The 14,083-nt window shown below is 70.5% G+C and carries 10 protein-coding genes; all 10 read left to right on the top strand.

Translation table 11 applies throughout. From position 1 onward, the window contains the following. The coding region (locus AUC47_RS09215) for a peptidase M23 (protein WP_306453244.1) at positions 1 to 711 on the top strand (711 nt) is incomplete at its 5' end. A gap of 50 nt (positions 712 to 761) precedes the next feature. After that, a complete protein-coding gene (pta, locus tag AUC47_RS09210; RefSeq protein ID WP_096714918.1) occupies positions 762 to 2,879 on the top strand; it encodes a phosphate acetyltransferase in 2,118 nt (705 codons plus the stop codon). After that, a complete protein-coding gene (locus AUC47_RS09205; RefSeq protein WP_096714917.1) occupies positions 2,876 to 4,096 on the top strand; it encodes an acetate/propionate family kinase in 1,221 nt (406 codons plus the stop codon). Before pta ends, AUC47_RS09205 begins: the two co-directional genes overlap by 4 nt. Positions 4,097 to 4,152: 56 nt before the next feature. Then, entirely contained in the window at positions 4,153 to 4,980 is an 828-nt protein-coding gene (locus tag AUC47_RS09200) for an HAD family hydrolase (protein ID WP_373557857.1), read from the top strand. Beyond that, positions 4,977 to 7,481, top strand: coding sequence for a glycoside hydrolase family 65 protein (locus AUC47_RS09195; RefSeq protein WP_096714915.1), 2,505 nt, complete (start codon positions 4,977 to 4,979; stop codon positions 7,479 to 7,481). The genes AUC47_RS09200 and AUC47_RS09195 overlap by 4 nt, the downstream gene beginning before the upstream one ends. A gap of 175 nt (positions 7,482 to 7,656) precedes the next feature. Then, a complete protein-coding gene (locus tag AUC47_RS09190) occupies positions 7,657 to 9,951 on the top strand; it encodes a DNA polymerase III subunit gamma and tau (protein WP_179297571.1) in 2,295 nt (764 codons plus the stop codon). Beyond that, positions 9,951 to 10,544: a recombination mediator RecR gene (recR, locus tag AUC47_RS09185; protein WP_096714913.1), complete on the top strand. Its 594-nt coding sequence runs from the start codon at positions 9,951 to 9,953 to the stop codon at positions 10,542 to 10,544. Before AUC47_RS09190 ends, recR begins: the two co-directional genes overlap by 1 nt. Beyond that, a complete protein-coding gene (locus AUC47_RS09180) occupies positions 10,541 to 11,473 on the top strand; it encodes a DMT family transporter (protein ID WP_096714912.1) in 933 nt (310 codons plus the stop codon). The genes recR and AUC47_RS09180 overlap by 4 nt, the downstream gene beginning before the upstream one ends. A 100-nt stretch (positions 11,474 to 11,573) precedes the next feature. Beyond that, positions 11,574 to 12,854, top strand: a complete 1,281-nt coding sequence (locus AUC47_RS09175) for an aspartate kinase (protein WP_096714924.1) — start codon at positions 11,574 to 11,576, stop codon at positions 12,852 to 12,854. A 111-nt stretch (positions 12,855 to 12,965) separates the two neighbouring features. After that, the gene (locus AUC47_RS09170) at positions 12,966 to 14,036 is read left to right on the top strand and encodes an aspartate-semialdehyde dehydrogenase (protein WP_096714911.1); all 1,071 of its coding nucleotides are present in this window, start codon (positions 12,966 to 12,968) and stop codon (positions 14,034 to 14,036) included. The last annotated feature ends 47 nt before the right edge of the window (positions 14,037 to 14,083 follow it).

Below are 14,083 nucleotides of genomic sequence, written 5' to 3'. Positions count from 1 at the left end.
CCGCGGCACGAGCCGCGGACGCGGGCGTCCATGACCCCGACCGCGCGCCGAACGCGAGCACGCCGAGCCGCGCGGCCGCGTCGGCGCCCCGGCGTGCGACGACGGCTCACCCCGCGTCGCCGTGCGCAGCGCAGGACGCAGCGGATGCGCTTCTTCCGGCGGATCGCCCTGTCGGCGGCGGGTGTCGTGGTGGTCGCGCTCGCCGCGGTCCTCATCCCGCTCGGACTCGCGCACGAGAAGCCCGTCGCGATCTGTCTGGGCGATCCGAGCACCTACCCGGAGGCGGGCATCGCCGGGTGGCAGGGGGAGCAGCTCGTGAACGCCGCGACCATCATGCAGACGGCGACCGCGCTCGGCTTCGGCCGCGACGGCCAGGTCCTCGGCGTGATGACGGCGATGGGGGAGAGCAGCCTGCACAACATCGACTACGGCGACTGGGAGACGAGCGGGTTCACCAATCCGGACGGCAGCAGGACGACGAGCATCGGGCTCTTCCAGCAGCAGGACTGGTGGGGCAGCGTCGAGCAGCGGATGGACCCGGCGACCGCGGCGACGCTCTTCTACCAGCGCCTCTCGCGCGTGCCCGACTGGCAGTCGATGGACCGCTCGCTCGCCATCCACCGCGTGCAGATCAACCTCGACCCGACGTACTACACGCGGTACGCCGAGGATGCCGTCGCGGTCGTCGACGCCATGTCGCAGCCCTGCTGATCTGCGCCGTATCCAGGCTGTCGAAGGGGAGGTGCGCCTAGGCTGGTGCCGTGGCGCAGAGCATCTACATCACCTCGGCCGAAGGCCATACCGGGAAGTCCACCATCGCCCTGGGCGTGCTCGATGCGCTCATGCGCGTCACCCCGCGCGTCGGCGTCTTCCGGCCCATCGCCCGCTCCGTCGCCGAGCGCGACGACGTTCTCGAGCTGCTGCTCGCCCACGACGGCGTGCAGCTCGACTACGACGACTGCATCGGCGTGACGTACGACGACGTCCGCGACGACCCCGACCGGGCGCTCTCGACCATCGTCGCCCGATTCAAGGCCGTCGAGGCGCAGTGCGACGCCGTCGTGATCATCGGCAGCGACTACACCGACGTCGCGAGCCCCGCCGAGCTCGGCTACAACGCGCGGATCGCCGCGAACCTCGCCGCGCCCGTGCTGCTCGTGCTCAGCGGTCGCGACCAGCAGCGTCAGGCCGAGCAGCTGGGCACGACCACGGCCCGGACGCCCGAGGCCGTCGGTCAGATCGGCGCGCTGGCGCTGTCGGAGCTGGAGGTCGAACGCGCCGAGCTGTTCGCGATCGTCGTGAACCGCGCCGATCCCGACCGCCTCGGCGACATCGAGCAGGCGGTCGCCGCCCTCCGTCCCGCTCGGACCACTCCGGTGTGGGCGCTTCCCGAGGACCGCACCCTGGTCGCGCCGTCGATCCGGGGCATCCTCTCCGCCGTCGACGGACGACTCATCAAGGGAGACCCCGACCGGCTCGGCCGCGAGGCCCTCACGATCGTCGTCGCAGGCATGTCGATGGTGAACGTCCTGCCGCGACTCACCGAGGAGGCCGTGGTCGTCATCCCCGCCGACCGCACCGAGGTGCTGCTGGCGACCCTGCTCGCCGACGCGTCCGGCACCTTCCCGCGGGTGGCCGGCATCATCCTCAACGGTCCGTTCCCGCTGCCCGATCCGATCGTGCAGCTGCTCGACGGGTTCACCTCGACCGTGCCGATCATCGCCACCGACCTCGGCACCTACGACACGGCGGTGCGCGTCATGGGCGCCCGCGGCCGCATCTCGCCCGACTCGCGCGGCCGCTACGACCGCGCCCTCGGCCTGTTCCAGACCCACGTCGACGTCGCCGAGCTCACGACGCAGCTGGGCCTGGCCGAGTCGAAGGTCGTCACACCGCTGATGTTCGAGTACGGCTTGATCGAGCGAGCCAGGGCCGACCGACGGCGCATCGTGCTGCCGGAGGGCGACGACGACCGCATCCTGCGCGCGGCCGCGACCCTGCTCGCACGGGAGGTCGCGGACCTCACGATCCTCGGCGACGAGGCGACCGTCCGGGCGCGCGCGATCGAGCTCGGCGTCGACATCGAAGCGGCGCAGGTGCTCAGCCCCACCGACCCCGAGCTGGTCGAGCGCTTCGCCGAGGAGTACGCGAGGCTGCGCGCTCACAAGGGCATCACGCTCGCGCAGGCAGCGGACACCGTGACCGACGTGTCGTACTTCGGCACGATGATGGTGCATCTCGGTCTCGCCGACGGCATGGTCTCGGGGGCCGCGCACACGACCGCGCACACCATCCGCCCCTCGTTCGAGATCATCAAGACGAAGCCGGGCGTGCAGGTCATATCGAGCGTCTTCCTCATGGCGCTCGCCGACCGGGTGCTCGTCTACGGCGACTGCGCTGTCATCCCTGATCCGACCAGCGAGCAGCTCGCCGACATCGCGATCTCCTCGGCCGCCACGGCTCGTCAGTTCGGCATCGATCCGCGTATCGCGATGCTGTCGTATTCGACGGGGGAGTCGGGGTCGGGCGCCGACGTCGACAAGGTGCGGCAGGCCACGGCGCTCGTGCACGAGCGCGCGCCGGAGCTGCTCGTCGAGGGGCCGATCCAGTACGACGCGGCGGCCGATGCCGCGGTGGCCAAGGCGAAGCTGCCCGACTCGGCGGTCGCGGGGCGCGCGACCGTGTTCGTGTTCCCCGATCTCAACACCGGCAACAACACCTACAAGGCCGTGCAGCGGTCGGCCGGCGCCGTCGCGATCGGCCCCGTGCTGCAGGGACTCAACAAGCCGATCAACGACCTGTCGCGAGGCGCTCTGGTCGACGACATCGTGAACACGGTCGCGATCACCGCGATCCAGGCGCAGGGGGCGGACGCGTGACCACCATCCTCGTCATCAACAGCGGCTCCTCCTCACTGAAGTACTCGCTCATCGACATCGAGGACGAGCGGGAGCTCGCGACCGGTCTCATCGAGCGCATCGGGCAGGACGTCAGCGCAGTCACGCACACGGTGCGACCGGATGCCGGGGGCGACGCCGTCGTGACGATGCTCGATGCGACATACGAGGAGGAGCGCCCCGTCGCCGACCACCACCAGGCGTTCGCGGTCATGCTCGAGCGGTTCGCCGAGCACGGGCCCTCCCTCGACGAGCACCGGCCGGCCGCGGTCGGACACCGGGTCGTGCACGGCGGAGCCCGCTTCTACGCGCCGACCCTGGTCACACCGAACGTCGAGGAGCAGATCGACGAGCTCGCGGTGCTCGCCCCGCTCCACAACCCGGCCAACCTCGCCGGCATCCGTGCAGCGAAGGCCGTGTTCGCCGATGTGCCGCACGTCGCGGTGTTCGACACCGCGTTCCACCAGACCCTGCCGCCCGCCGCGTACACCTACGCGATCGACGCCGAGCTCGCCGCAGAACACCGCGTGCGCCGATACGGGTTCCACGGCACCAGCCACCAGTACGTGAGCGGGGCCGCTGCCGCCTTCCTGGGTCGCGATCCGGGCTCGCTGCGGCAGCTGGTGTTCCACCTCGGCAACGGCGCATCGGTCACGGCGATCGACGGCGGGCGCTCGGTCGAGACGTCGATGGGTCTCACGCCGCTGGAGGGACTCGTGATGGGCACCCGTTCCGGCGACCTCGACCCTGCGGCTCTCGTGCACCTCTCCCGCCGAGCCGGCTACTCGATCGACGACCTCGACGCGCTGCTGAACAGCCGCAGCGGTCTCAAGGGACTCGCCGGACGCAGTGACATGCGCGACATCCTCGCCGGGCGTGAAGAGGGGGATGCCGCGGCCGCGCTCGCGTTCGACGTGTACATCCACCGTCTGCGCGGCTACGCCGGAGCGTACATCGCGCAGCTCGGCGGAGTCGATGTGATCTCGTTCACCGCCGGTGTCGGCGAGAACGCCCCGGCCGTGCGCGCCGAGGCCATGGCGACGCTCGGATTCGCGGGCGTCGAGATCGACCACGGCCGCAACGTCGAACGCCGTGCGGGCATCAGACGCATCTCGACGGATGCCTCGCCGGTCACCGTGCTCGTCGTCCCCACCGACGAGGAGTTCGAGATCGCGAGACAGACCTCGCGACTGCTCTGACGCAATACCCCGCTTCGGGGGTGACCGGCGGCGCCGTACGGCACTACGCTTGCACAGTGGCACGGAGAGGTGCCGGAACCCTCGTCCTTCTCCTGGAGGCTCCTGTGCCCGAAGCACTGCCCGATCTGCTCCGCGCCGACGGCGTCCTGTTCGACCTCGACGGCGTCCTCACCCCGACCGCCGAGGTGCACATGCGCGCCTGGAAACTCGTGTTCGACGAGGTGTTCGAGCGCTGGGGTCTCACGCCCCCGTACAGCGACGCCGACTACTTCGACTACGTCGACGGCAAGAAGCGCTACGACGGCGTCGCGAGCCTGCTGCACAGCCGCAACGTCGAGGTCCCGTGGGGCGCGGTCGACGATCCGCCCGAGGCCGAGACGATCTGCGGCATCGGCAACCGCAAGAACGCCGCCTTCGCCGCGTCGCTGCGGGCCGAGGGCATCGCGCCCTTCCCCGGATCGCTCGCCCTCGTCGAGAAGCTCACGGCCGCCGGCATCCCGATCGGCGTCGTCTCCAGTTCGAAGAACGCCGAAGAGGTGCTCGGCGCCGCCGGCATCCGTTCGTACTTCCGCGTCGTCGTCGACGGGGTCGTCGCCGAGCGCGAAGGGCTCGCGTCGAAGCCTGCGGCCGACATGTTCCGCGCCGGGGCTGAAGCGCTGGGCGTCGACCCGGCGACGAGCGTCGCCGTCGAGGACGCGACCTCCGGTGCGGCCTCCGCGTCGGCCGCCGGCTTCGGCACCGTCGTGGGCGTCGATCGCGGCACCGGAGCCGATGCCCTGCGCGCAGCCGGCGCCACCGTCGTCGTCACCGATCTCGATGCCTTCCTGACAGACTCCGCACCCGCCGAGGCACCCCGCCGCTCCGACTCCGAGGAGACCGCATGATCGACCGCGACCGCTTCCCCGTCGACCCCTGGCGTCTGATCGAGACACGTTACTCCGAAGGCGGGGTGGGCGAGACGCTGTTCAGCGTCGGCAACGGGTACCTCGGCCTGCGGGGCAACCACATCGAGGGACGCGGCGCCCACGAGCACGGCACCTTCGTGAACGGTCTGCACGAGACCTGGCCGATCCGGCACGCGGAGCAGGCATACGGGTTCGCCGAGGTCGGGCAGACGATCGTCAACGCGCCGGATGCCAAGGTCATGCGCGTCTATGTCGACGACGAGCCGATCTCGTTCGACGTCGCCGACGTGCGCGAGTACCGTCGCACGCTCGACATGCGGACGGGCGTCCTCGAGCGGGTCCTGCTCTGGGAGACCCCGTCGGGCAAGCGCGTGCGCATGCGCGACGAGCGACTGGTCAGCTTCGAGGAGCGCCACCTCGCCATCCTGCGTCTCGAGGTCGTGGTCGAGAACTCCGACGCCCCCGTGACGATCAGCTGCCAGCTGCTGAACCGCCAGGACGGCGCCGGGGTCTATGCCGGCACGCCCGTCGAGGCCAAGAAGGGCTTCGACCCGCGCAAGGCCGAGAGGATCACCGAGCGGGTGCTCGAGCCAGCCGAGCACTGGCAGGACGGCCTGCGCTCGGCGCTGTCGTACTCGGTCGCGGCATCGGGGATGACCGTCGCGGTCGTGGCCGACCACATCGTCGAGACCGAGAACGCGTACACCTCACGCACGCTGATCGAGCCCGACATCGCCAAGAACGTCTTCCGCGTGGAGGCGAAGGCGGGCGTGCCGATCACGATCACGAAGCTCGTCAGCTACCACTCCTCGCGAGGCGTGCCGCCGCGCGAGCTGGTCGACAGGTGCCGCCGCTCGCTCGATCGCGTGATGGCCGAGGGCGTCGACTCGCGGTTCACTCGACAGGCTGAGTGGCTCGAGGCGTTCTGGGACCGCAGCGATGTGCAGATCGGCGGACGCGACGACATCCAGCAGGCGACCCGCTGGTGTCTGTTCCAGCTCGCCCAGGCGTCGGCGCGCGCCGACGGGAGCGGTGTGCCGGCCAAGGGGCTCACCGGCTCGGGGTACAGCGGGCACTACTTCTGGGACACCGAGATCTATGTCCTGCCGTTCCTCACCTACACGTCCCCGCAGTGGGCGCGCAACGCGCTGCGCGCGCGTGTGCACATGCTCCCGGCTGCGCGTCGGCGTGCGGCGCAGCTGAACGAGGCGGGGGCACTGTTCCCGTGGCGCACGATCAACGGCGAGGAGGCGTCGGCCTACTACGCCGCCGGCACCGCGCAGTACCACATCAACGCCGATGTGAGCTTCGCCCTCGGCAAGTACGTGCGTGCGACGGGTGACGAGGACTTCCTCCGCCGCGAGGGCATCGACGTCGCGATCGAGACGGCACGGCTCTGGGCGACGCTCGGCTTCTGGCGCACCTCGCAGGCGGTCCCCGGCTCTGACGGGGAGGACGGGGTCGAGACGTTCCACATCCACGGCGTCACGGGGCCCGACGAGTACACCACCGTCGTGAACGACAACCTCTACACGAACGTCATGGCGCGCTACAACCTGCGCTACGCGGCGCGCGTCGTACGTGAGGCGCAGGAGGCGAACGGCGAGGAGTTCGCCAGGGTCGTCGAGCGGACGGGCCTGGGCGAGGGCGAGGCGGACGCGTGGGAGCGCGCGGCCGACGCCATGTTCATCCCGTACAGCGAGGCCCTCGGCATCCACCCGCAGGACTCCCTGTTCCTCGAGCGCGAGGTCTGGGACCTCGCGCACACGCCGTCGGACCAGCGTCCGCTGCTGCTGCACTTCCACCCGCTCGTGATCTACCGGTTCCAGGTGCTCAAGCAGGCCGACGTGGTGCTCGCACTGTTCCTGCAGGGCAACCACTTCACGCCGGAGGAGAAGAAGGCCGACTTCGACTACTACGACCCGCTGACGACGGGTGACTCGACGCTGTCGGCGGTCGTGCAGTCGATCCTCGCGGCCGAGGTGGGGTACCAGGACCTCGCGCTGCGCTACTTCGAGCAGTCGCTGTTCGTCGACCTGCACGACCTGCACCACAACGCGTCCGACGGTGTGCACGTGGCATCCGCCGGCGGTGTGTGGACGGCGCTCGTGAGCGGATTCGGCGGCATGCGCGACTGGGCGGGCGAGCTGAGCTTCGATCCGCGGCTGCCGGTGGACTGGACATCGCTGTCGTACCCGCTGCAGTGGCAGGGGTCGGCGCTTCAGATCACGCTGACCGCTGACGAGTTGCGGGTGCACGTGCGCGTCGGGGAGCCGGTGCCGTTCACGGTGCGCGGCGAGGCGTACATCGCGTCGGTGGGGGAGGACGTCGTCGTGCCGCTCGCCGACCAGGGTCCGGTGATCCCCGGGCGTCCGACGCTCCGCCAGTTCGCGAACGCGGTGCGGGAGGACGGCACGCTGCTCTCCGCGTCCGTTCCGGTCATCACCACCGCGATCCCGGTGATCGGCGGCGACGACTGACGCGCGAGCCCATCTTCGGCCGAGCCACCCCTTTCGTGTCGAGCCACCCCTCTGCGTACGCTGCGCAAAGGGGTGGCTCGTGCGGAAGGGGGTGTTTCGGCGACGGCGAGCGGGAGGGCCGGATGCCGGTTTCGAGAGCTGCCTCGATGTCGGTGGCACGCCGTAGGCTGTTCTGGTGACCACAGCCCTCTACCGCCGCTACCGCCCCGAGTCGTTCGGCGAGATGATCGGGCAGTCCCAGGTGACCGAGCCGCTGATGACCGCGCTGCGCGGTGACCGCGTCGGCCACGCCTATCTGTTCTCGGGACCCCGCGGATGCGGCAAGACGACGTCTGCTCGCATCCTCGCGCGGTGCCTGAACTGCGCCGAGGGCCCGACCGACACGCCCTGCGGCACGTGCGACAGCTGCGTCGAGCTGTCGCGAGCGGGCGGCGGGTCGCTCGACGTCGTCGAGATCGACGCCGCGAGCCACAACGGCGTCGACGACGCCCGTGACCTCCGCGAGCGCGCGACGTTCGCCCCGAGCCGCGACCGATACAAGATCTTCATCCTCGACGAGGCCCACATGGTCACGCCGCAGGGGTTCAACGCGCTGCTCAAGCTCGTCGAGGAGCCCCCGCCGCACGTGAAGTTCATCTTCGCGACCACCGAGCCCGAGAAGGTGCTCGGCACCATCCGCTCTCGCACGCACCACTACCCGTTCCGGCTCGTGCCGCCCGCCGCCATGCTCGAATACGTCGAGAAGCTCTGCGCCGAAGAGGGAGTCGTCGTCGAGAAGGGAGTCCTGCCGCTGGTCGTGCGCGCCGGTGGCGGATCGCCGCGAGACACCCTCTCGCTGCTCGACCAGCTGATCGCCGGATCGGACTCCCCGGCCGGCTCCGAGACCGTGACCGTCGCGTACGAGCGTGCGGTCGCGCTGCTCGGCTACACGCACGCGACGCTGCTCGACGAGATCGTCGACGCGCTCGCCGCGGGAGACGCCGCAGCGGCGTTCCCCGCGATCGACCGGGTGGTGCAGACGGGTCAGGACCCGCGGCGCTTCGTCGACGACCTGCTCGAGCGCCTGCGCGATCTCATCGTGATCGCCGCGGTGGGCTCCGGCGCCTCGGCGGTGCTGCGCGGGATCGCCGACGACGAGCTCGCTCGCATGCGCTCGCAGGCCGAGGCGTTCGGCTCAGCGCGTCTGTCGCGCACGGCCGATGTGGTCAGCGCCGCTCTCGATGACATGTCCGGGGCGACCTCGCCCCGGCTGCACCTGGAGCTGATGGTCGCGCGTGTGCTGGCGGGGCCGACGGATGCCGGTGCGGCGGCGCCGGTCGCGCAGCCCCGTGCGGCTGCCGGTCAAGCGAATGCAGCGTCGACCCCGGCCCCTCGCGCTTCCGCCCCGACCCCCGCCGCCCCGGTCGCCGAGCGCGAGGACGCGTCCTCCTCGCCGGTCGCCCCGCGAGGGAGCGCAGCGACCGAGACGAAAGGCGCCGAACCCTCCGACATGCCCACTCCGGCATCCGAGACCTCGGCACTCGAGTCCCCGACTCAGCCGTCGACGGCACCCTCGGGCCCGGTCACGTTCGAGCGGGTCACGTCGTCGTGGTCGGCCGTCCTGAAACGCCTCGAAGACATCAGCCGCAGCTCCTGGCTGCTGGCCACCGCCGTGCAGCCCCTCGCCTACGTGACCGAGACCGACGTCCTCACGCTCGGGTTCACGAGTCAGCACGACGTCGCGAAGTTCAAGGGCACGACGCCGGGGTCGGGGCCGTCCGACCACCTGCGCACCGCGATCGAGCAGGAGCTCGGCGTCCGCGTCAAGTACGTGCCGGCGCCGATGCCCCAGGGCGGCGCTCCTCGGCAGCCGTCCTCGGGCGGATCGGCATCGGGCGACTCCTCGGCTGCCGGCGCACCCGAATCGGAGCCTGCGTCAGCGGGGTCGACGCGCAGCCAGACCCGCAGCGACTCCGCCGCACCCGTGACGGAGTGGGCGGTCGCGCCGATCCCCGCGTCACCCGCCGCAGAGCCTGCGGCGCCTGCGGCCTCGGCTTCCTCGCCTCCCGCGGTCTCGGCTGCGCCGGCGCCTACCGCGTCCGTTGCGTCGGAAGCGTCCGGGGTCGCGAACGACACGGCACGGCGCGCCGCCGCGGCTCCGACGGTCACACGCGAAGCGGAACCCACCGACGATGCGCCCCCGCCGTACGACGACGAGCCACCGCCCTACGACGACGAGCCGCCCTACGACCCGTCGTACGAACCGACCCCGTCCCGGGCACCGTCGCGTCCCTCGCCGCAGTCGTCCGCCTCGGCGGCACCCGCACAGGCCACCCCGGCACCTCGATCGGCACCGGCATCCGCCCCGGTCCTCTCCGAGCGCACTCCGAGCGGGGGAGTGCAGCGCTACGGTGAGGCCGTCATCCGCCAGGTGCTCGGCGCCACATTCGTGCGCGAAGAGCCCTACGAGCCCCCCACGAGGTTCTCCTGATGTACGACGGAATCGTCCAGGAACTGATCGACGAGTTCGGCAGACTGCCGGGCATCGGTCCGAAGTCCGCGCAGCGGATCGCGTTCCACATCCTCCAGACGCCCACGTTCGATGTCGCGCGTCTGTCGGAGCTGCTCACCGAGATCCGAGTGCGCGTGCGCTTCTGCGAGATCTGCGGCAATGTGGCGGAGCAGGAGCGCTGCGCGATCTGCCGCGATCCTCGCCGCAACGGAGCGCTGATCTGCGTGGTGGAGGACGCGAAGGACGTCGCAGCGATCGAGCGGACCCGCGAGTTCCGGGGCCTGTACCACGTGCTCGGCGGCGCAATCAGCCCGATCGCGGGCATCGGCCCCGACGACCTGCGCATCGCTCAGCTCATGACCCGCCTCGCGGACGGCACCGTGCAGGAGGTCATCCTCGCCACCAACCCGAACCTCGAGGGCGAGGCGACCGCGAGCTACCTCAGCCGCCTCCTCACGACGATGCAGATCACCGTCTCGCGTCTCGCCTCGGGCCTGCCCGTCGGCGGCGACCTCGAGTACGCCGACGAGGTCACCCTCGGGCGGGCGTTCGAGGGCCGGCGCGTGCTGTGAACGCACAGGGCGGCTTCTCCCGTCGAGGCTGGCTGCTCTTCGGTGCGATGGCTCTCCTGTGGGGCGTGCCCTACCTGTTCATCAGCGTCGCGGTCGAGTCGTTCTCGCCGCCCGCGATCGTCGCGGGGCGCACGCTGATCGCCGCCCTCCTGCTCCTCCCGTTCGCGATCCGTGGCGGCGCCCTGAAGGCCGCGTGGAAGCACTGGCCGTGGGTCCTCGCGTTCGGCCTCGTCGAGATGGCTGGTCCGTTCGTTCTGCTCGGCCACGCCGAGATGACCCTGCCGTCCGGCATGACCGGTCTGCTCGTCGCCACCGTGCCCCTGTTCGCGGCGCTCATCGCCCTGGGCAGCGGCGACCGTGGCGTCCTGCGTCCGACGAGAGCGATCGGTCTCCTCGTCGGCTTCCTGGGCGTCGCGATCGTGGTCGCCGGGCCCGGCCTCTTCGGCGGGGACGTGAGCCTGCTCGCCGCCGGTGAGGTCCTGCTCGTGGCGATCCTCTACGCCATCGCGCCGTTCATCGTCGCGCGCAAGCTGGCCGATGTGCCGTCGCTCGGCACGATCACGCTCTCGCTGCTCATGATCGGCGTCCTCTACCTGCCGATCGGCGTCCTCACCCAGCACGAGGTGCCGACCCTCACCTCGGTCGGAGCGCTGCTCGCGCTCGCGGTCGTCTGCACCGCCGTCGCGTTCCTCGCGTTCTTCGCACTCATCCGCGAAGTCGGCCCCGTGCGCGCTCCGCTGTTCACCTACGTCAACCCGGTGGTCGCCATCGTCCTCGGGGCGATCGTGCTGGCCGAGCCGCTCACGCCGGGACTCCTCATCGGCTTCCCGCTCATCATCGCCGGATGCTGGTTCGCCGCGACCGGCGGGCGACTGCGGCCCCCGGCGTCCACCGCCCCCGACCTCGCCGCGGCGCCGCCCGCCCCCTGACCGCTTCGCCCCTGACGGTCGCGTCACATGCGCGGGCGGGTATACGACCCGATCGTAGAATGAGCGTGGGCGGATCCGCCCGACATCCCAGGGAGTGAACGTGGCCCTCATCGTGCAGAAGTACGGCGGCTCGTCAGTCGCCGACGCAGAGAGCATCAAGCGCGTCGCGAAGCGCATCGTCGACACGCGTCGCGCCGGGCACGACGTCGTCGTCGCCGTCAGCGCGATGGGCGACACGACGGACGAGCTGCTCGACCTCGCGAACGAGGTCGCTCCAATCCCGGCTCCCCGTGAGCTCGACATGCTTCTGTCGAGCGGTGAGCGCATCTCGATGGCGCTCCTCGCGATGGCCATCCACTCGATGGGCTTCGAAGCGCGGTCGTTCACCGGCAGCCAGGCCGGCATGATCACCGACTCGCAGCACGGCGCAGCGCGCATCGTCGACGTCACCCCCGTACGTCTGCGCGAAGCGCTCGACGAGGGGGCGATCGTCATCGTCGCCGGCTTCCAGGGCTTCAACCGCGACACCCGCGACATCACCACGCTGGGTCGCGGCGGCTCCGACACCACGGCCGTGGCTCTCGCGGCGGCGCTGTCGGCCGACGTATGCGAGATCTACAGCGACGTCGACGGCATCTTCACCTCCGACCCGCGCATCATCCCGAAGGCGCAGAAGCTCGACCACATCTCGAGCGAGGAGATGCTCGAGCTGGCCGCCAACGGCGCGAAGGTGCTCTACATCCGCGCCGTCGAGTATGCACGCCGTCACGGCGTCCTGATCCACGCCCGTTCGACGTTCTCGTCGTCGGAGGGCACCTACGTTCTGGGCGAGGGCATGAAGAACCCCCGCGAAGCCGAGGGAGCTGAGATGGAAGAACCGATCGTCGCCGGAGTCGCCACCGACTTCAGCCAGGCCAAGATCACGGTCGCCGGAGTGCCGGACGTCCCGGGCAAGGCCGCCGAGATCTTCAAGATCGTCGCCAAGTCCGGGGCGAACGTCGACATGATCGTCCAGAACGTGTCGGCGACGGGTCGCACCGACATCTCGTTCACGGTTCCGAAGGCGGATGCCGCTGCGGCCCTCAAGGCGCTCGCCGGCGACCAGACGGAGGTGGGGTTCCAGAATCTCATCCACGACGATCAGATCGGCAAGCTGTCGGTCGTCGGGGCGGGCATGCGCACGCACTCCGGCGTCTCGGCGATCCTGTTCGAGGCCCTGTCGGCCGGCGGTATCAACATCGAGATGATCTCGACGTCGGAAATCCGCATCTCGGTCGTGCTGCGCGACAGCGACCTGGCGGAGGCCGCGCGCACCGTGCACAGCGCCTACGGACTCGACGGCGAGATCGAAGCCACGGTCCACGCCGGGACCGGCCGCTGACCGGCACGGTAGACTCACCCTCACCCTGACATCGGCGCCAGGCGCGGCATCCGCACCCCGACGCCGCGCCCGAAGCCTCGCTTGCAGTACTGCTCGACGCCAAGGAACATCATGACCCGCATCTCCGACTCAGGACTCTCCGTCGCCATCGTGGGCGCCACCGGCCAGGTGGGCACCGTCATGCGCGAGATTCTCGCCGAGCGGTCCTTCCCCATCCGCGAACTGCGCCTGTTCTCCTCGTCGCGCTCGGCGGGCACGGCGATCGAGTTCGGCGGCGCGACCGTGATCGTCGAAGACGTGGAGACGGCGGATGTCGCGGGCATCGACATCGCCCTGTTCTCGGCCGGCGCGACCGCCAGCCGCGCCTACGCTCCGCGGTTCGCCGAGGCCGGTGCCGTGGTCGTCGACAACTCGAGCGCGTGGCGCAACGACCCCGAGGTGCCCCTCGTCGTGAGCGAGGTCAACCCGCACGCGATCGACGACCGGCCTCGCGGCATCATCGCGAACCCGAACTGCACGACCATGGCCGCGATGCCCGTGCTCAAGGCACTCGACGCCGAGGCCGGTCTCGAGCGTCTCATCGTATCGACCTACCAGGCCGTCTCCGGCTCGGGTCTCGCCGGAGCGCAGGAGCTGCTCGGCCAGGTCGAGGGCGTCCTCGCCCAGGGAGACACCCTGCGCCTCGTGCACGACGGCTCGGCGATCGACTTCCCCGAGCCCGAGAAGTACGTCGCCCCGATCGCGTTCGACGTCATCCCCTTCGCCGGCAACCTGGTCGACGACGGCGAGAACGAGACCGACGAGGAGAAGAAGCTCCGCAACGAGAGCCGCAAGATCCTCGAGCTTCCGGGCCTCCGCGTCGCCGGCACCTGCGTGCGCGTGCCCGTCTTCACCGGTCACTCGCTGTCGATCAACGTCGAGTTCGCCCGCGACATCACTCCGGAGCGGGCGCGCGAGGTGCTCGCCGCTGCTCCCGGCGTCGTGCTCGACGAGGTGCCGACGCCGCTGCAGGCCGCAGGCAAGGACCCGAGCTTCGTCGGCCGCATCCGCGCCGACCAGTCGGCTGCCGAGGGCAAGGGCCTCGTGCTGTTCATCAGCAATGACAACCTGCGCAAGGGCGCGGCGCTGAACGCGGTGCAGATCGCCGAGATCCTCGCCGAGCGTCTGGCGGTCATAGCCTGACGGCATCCCCGTCATGCGGATCCGGTCTCGTCGAGACGGCCCGCGTG

This window comes from Microbacterium sp. SZ1 (genome assembly GCF_002362255.1).
Classification (GTDB): domain Bacteria; phylum Actinomycetota; class Actinomycetes; order Actinomycetales; family Microbacteriaceae; genus Microbacterium.
Note: the sequence above shows the minus strand (reverse complement) of the source record. Positions and strands in the feature narration are given on the sequence as shown.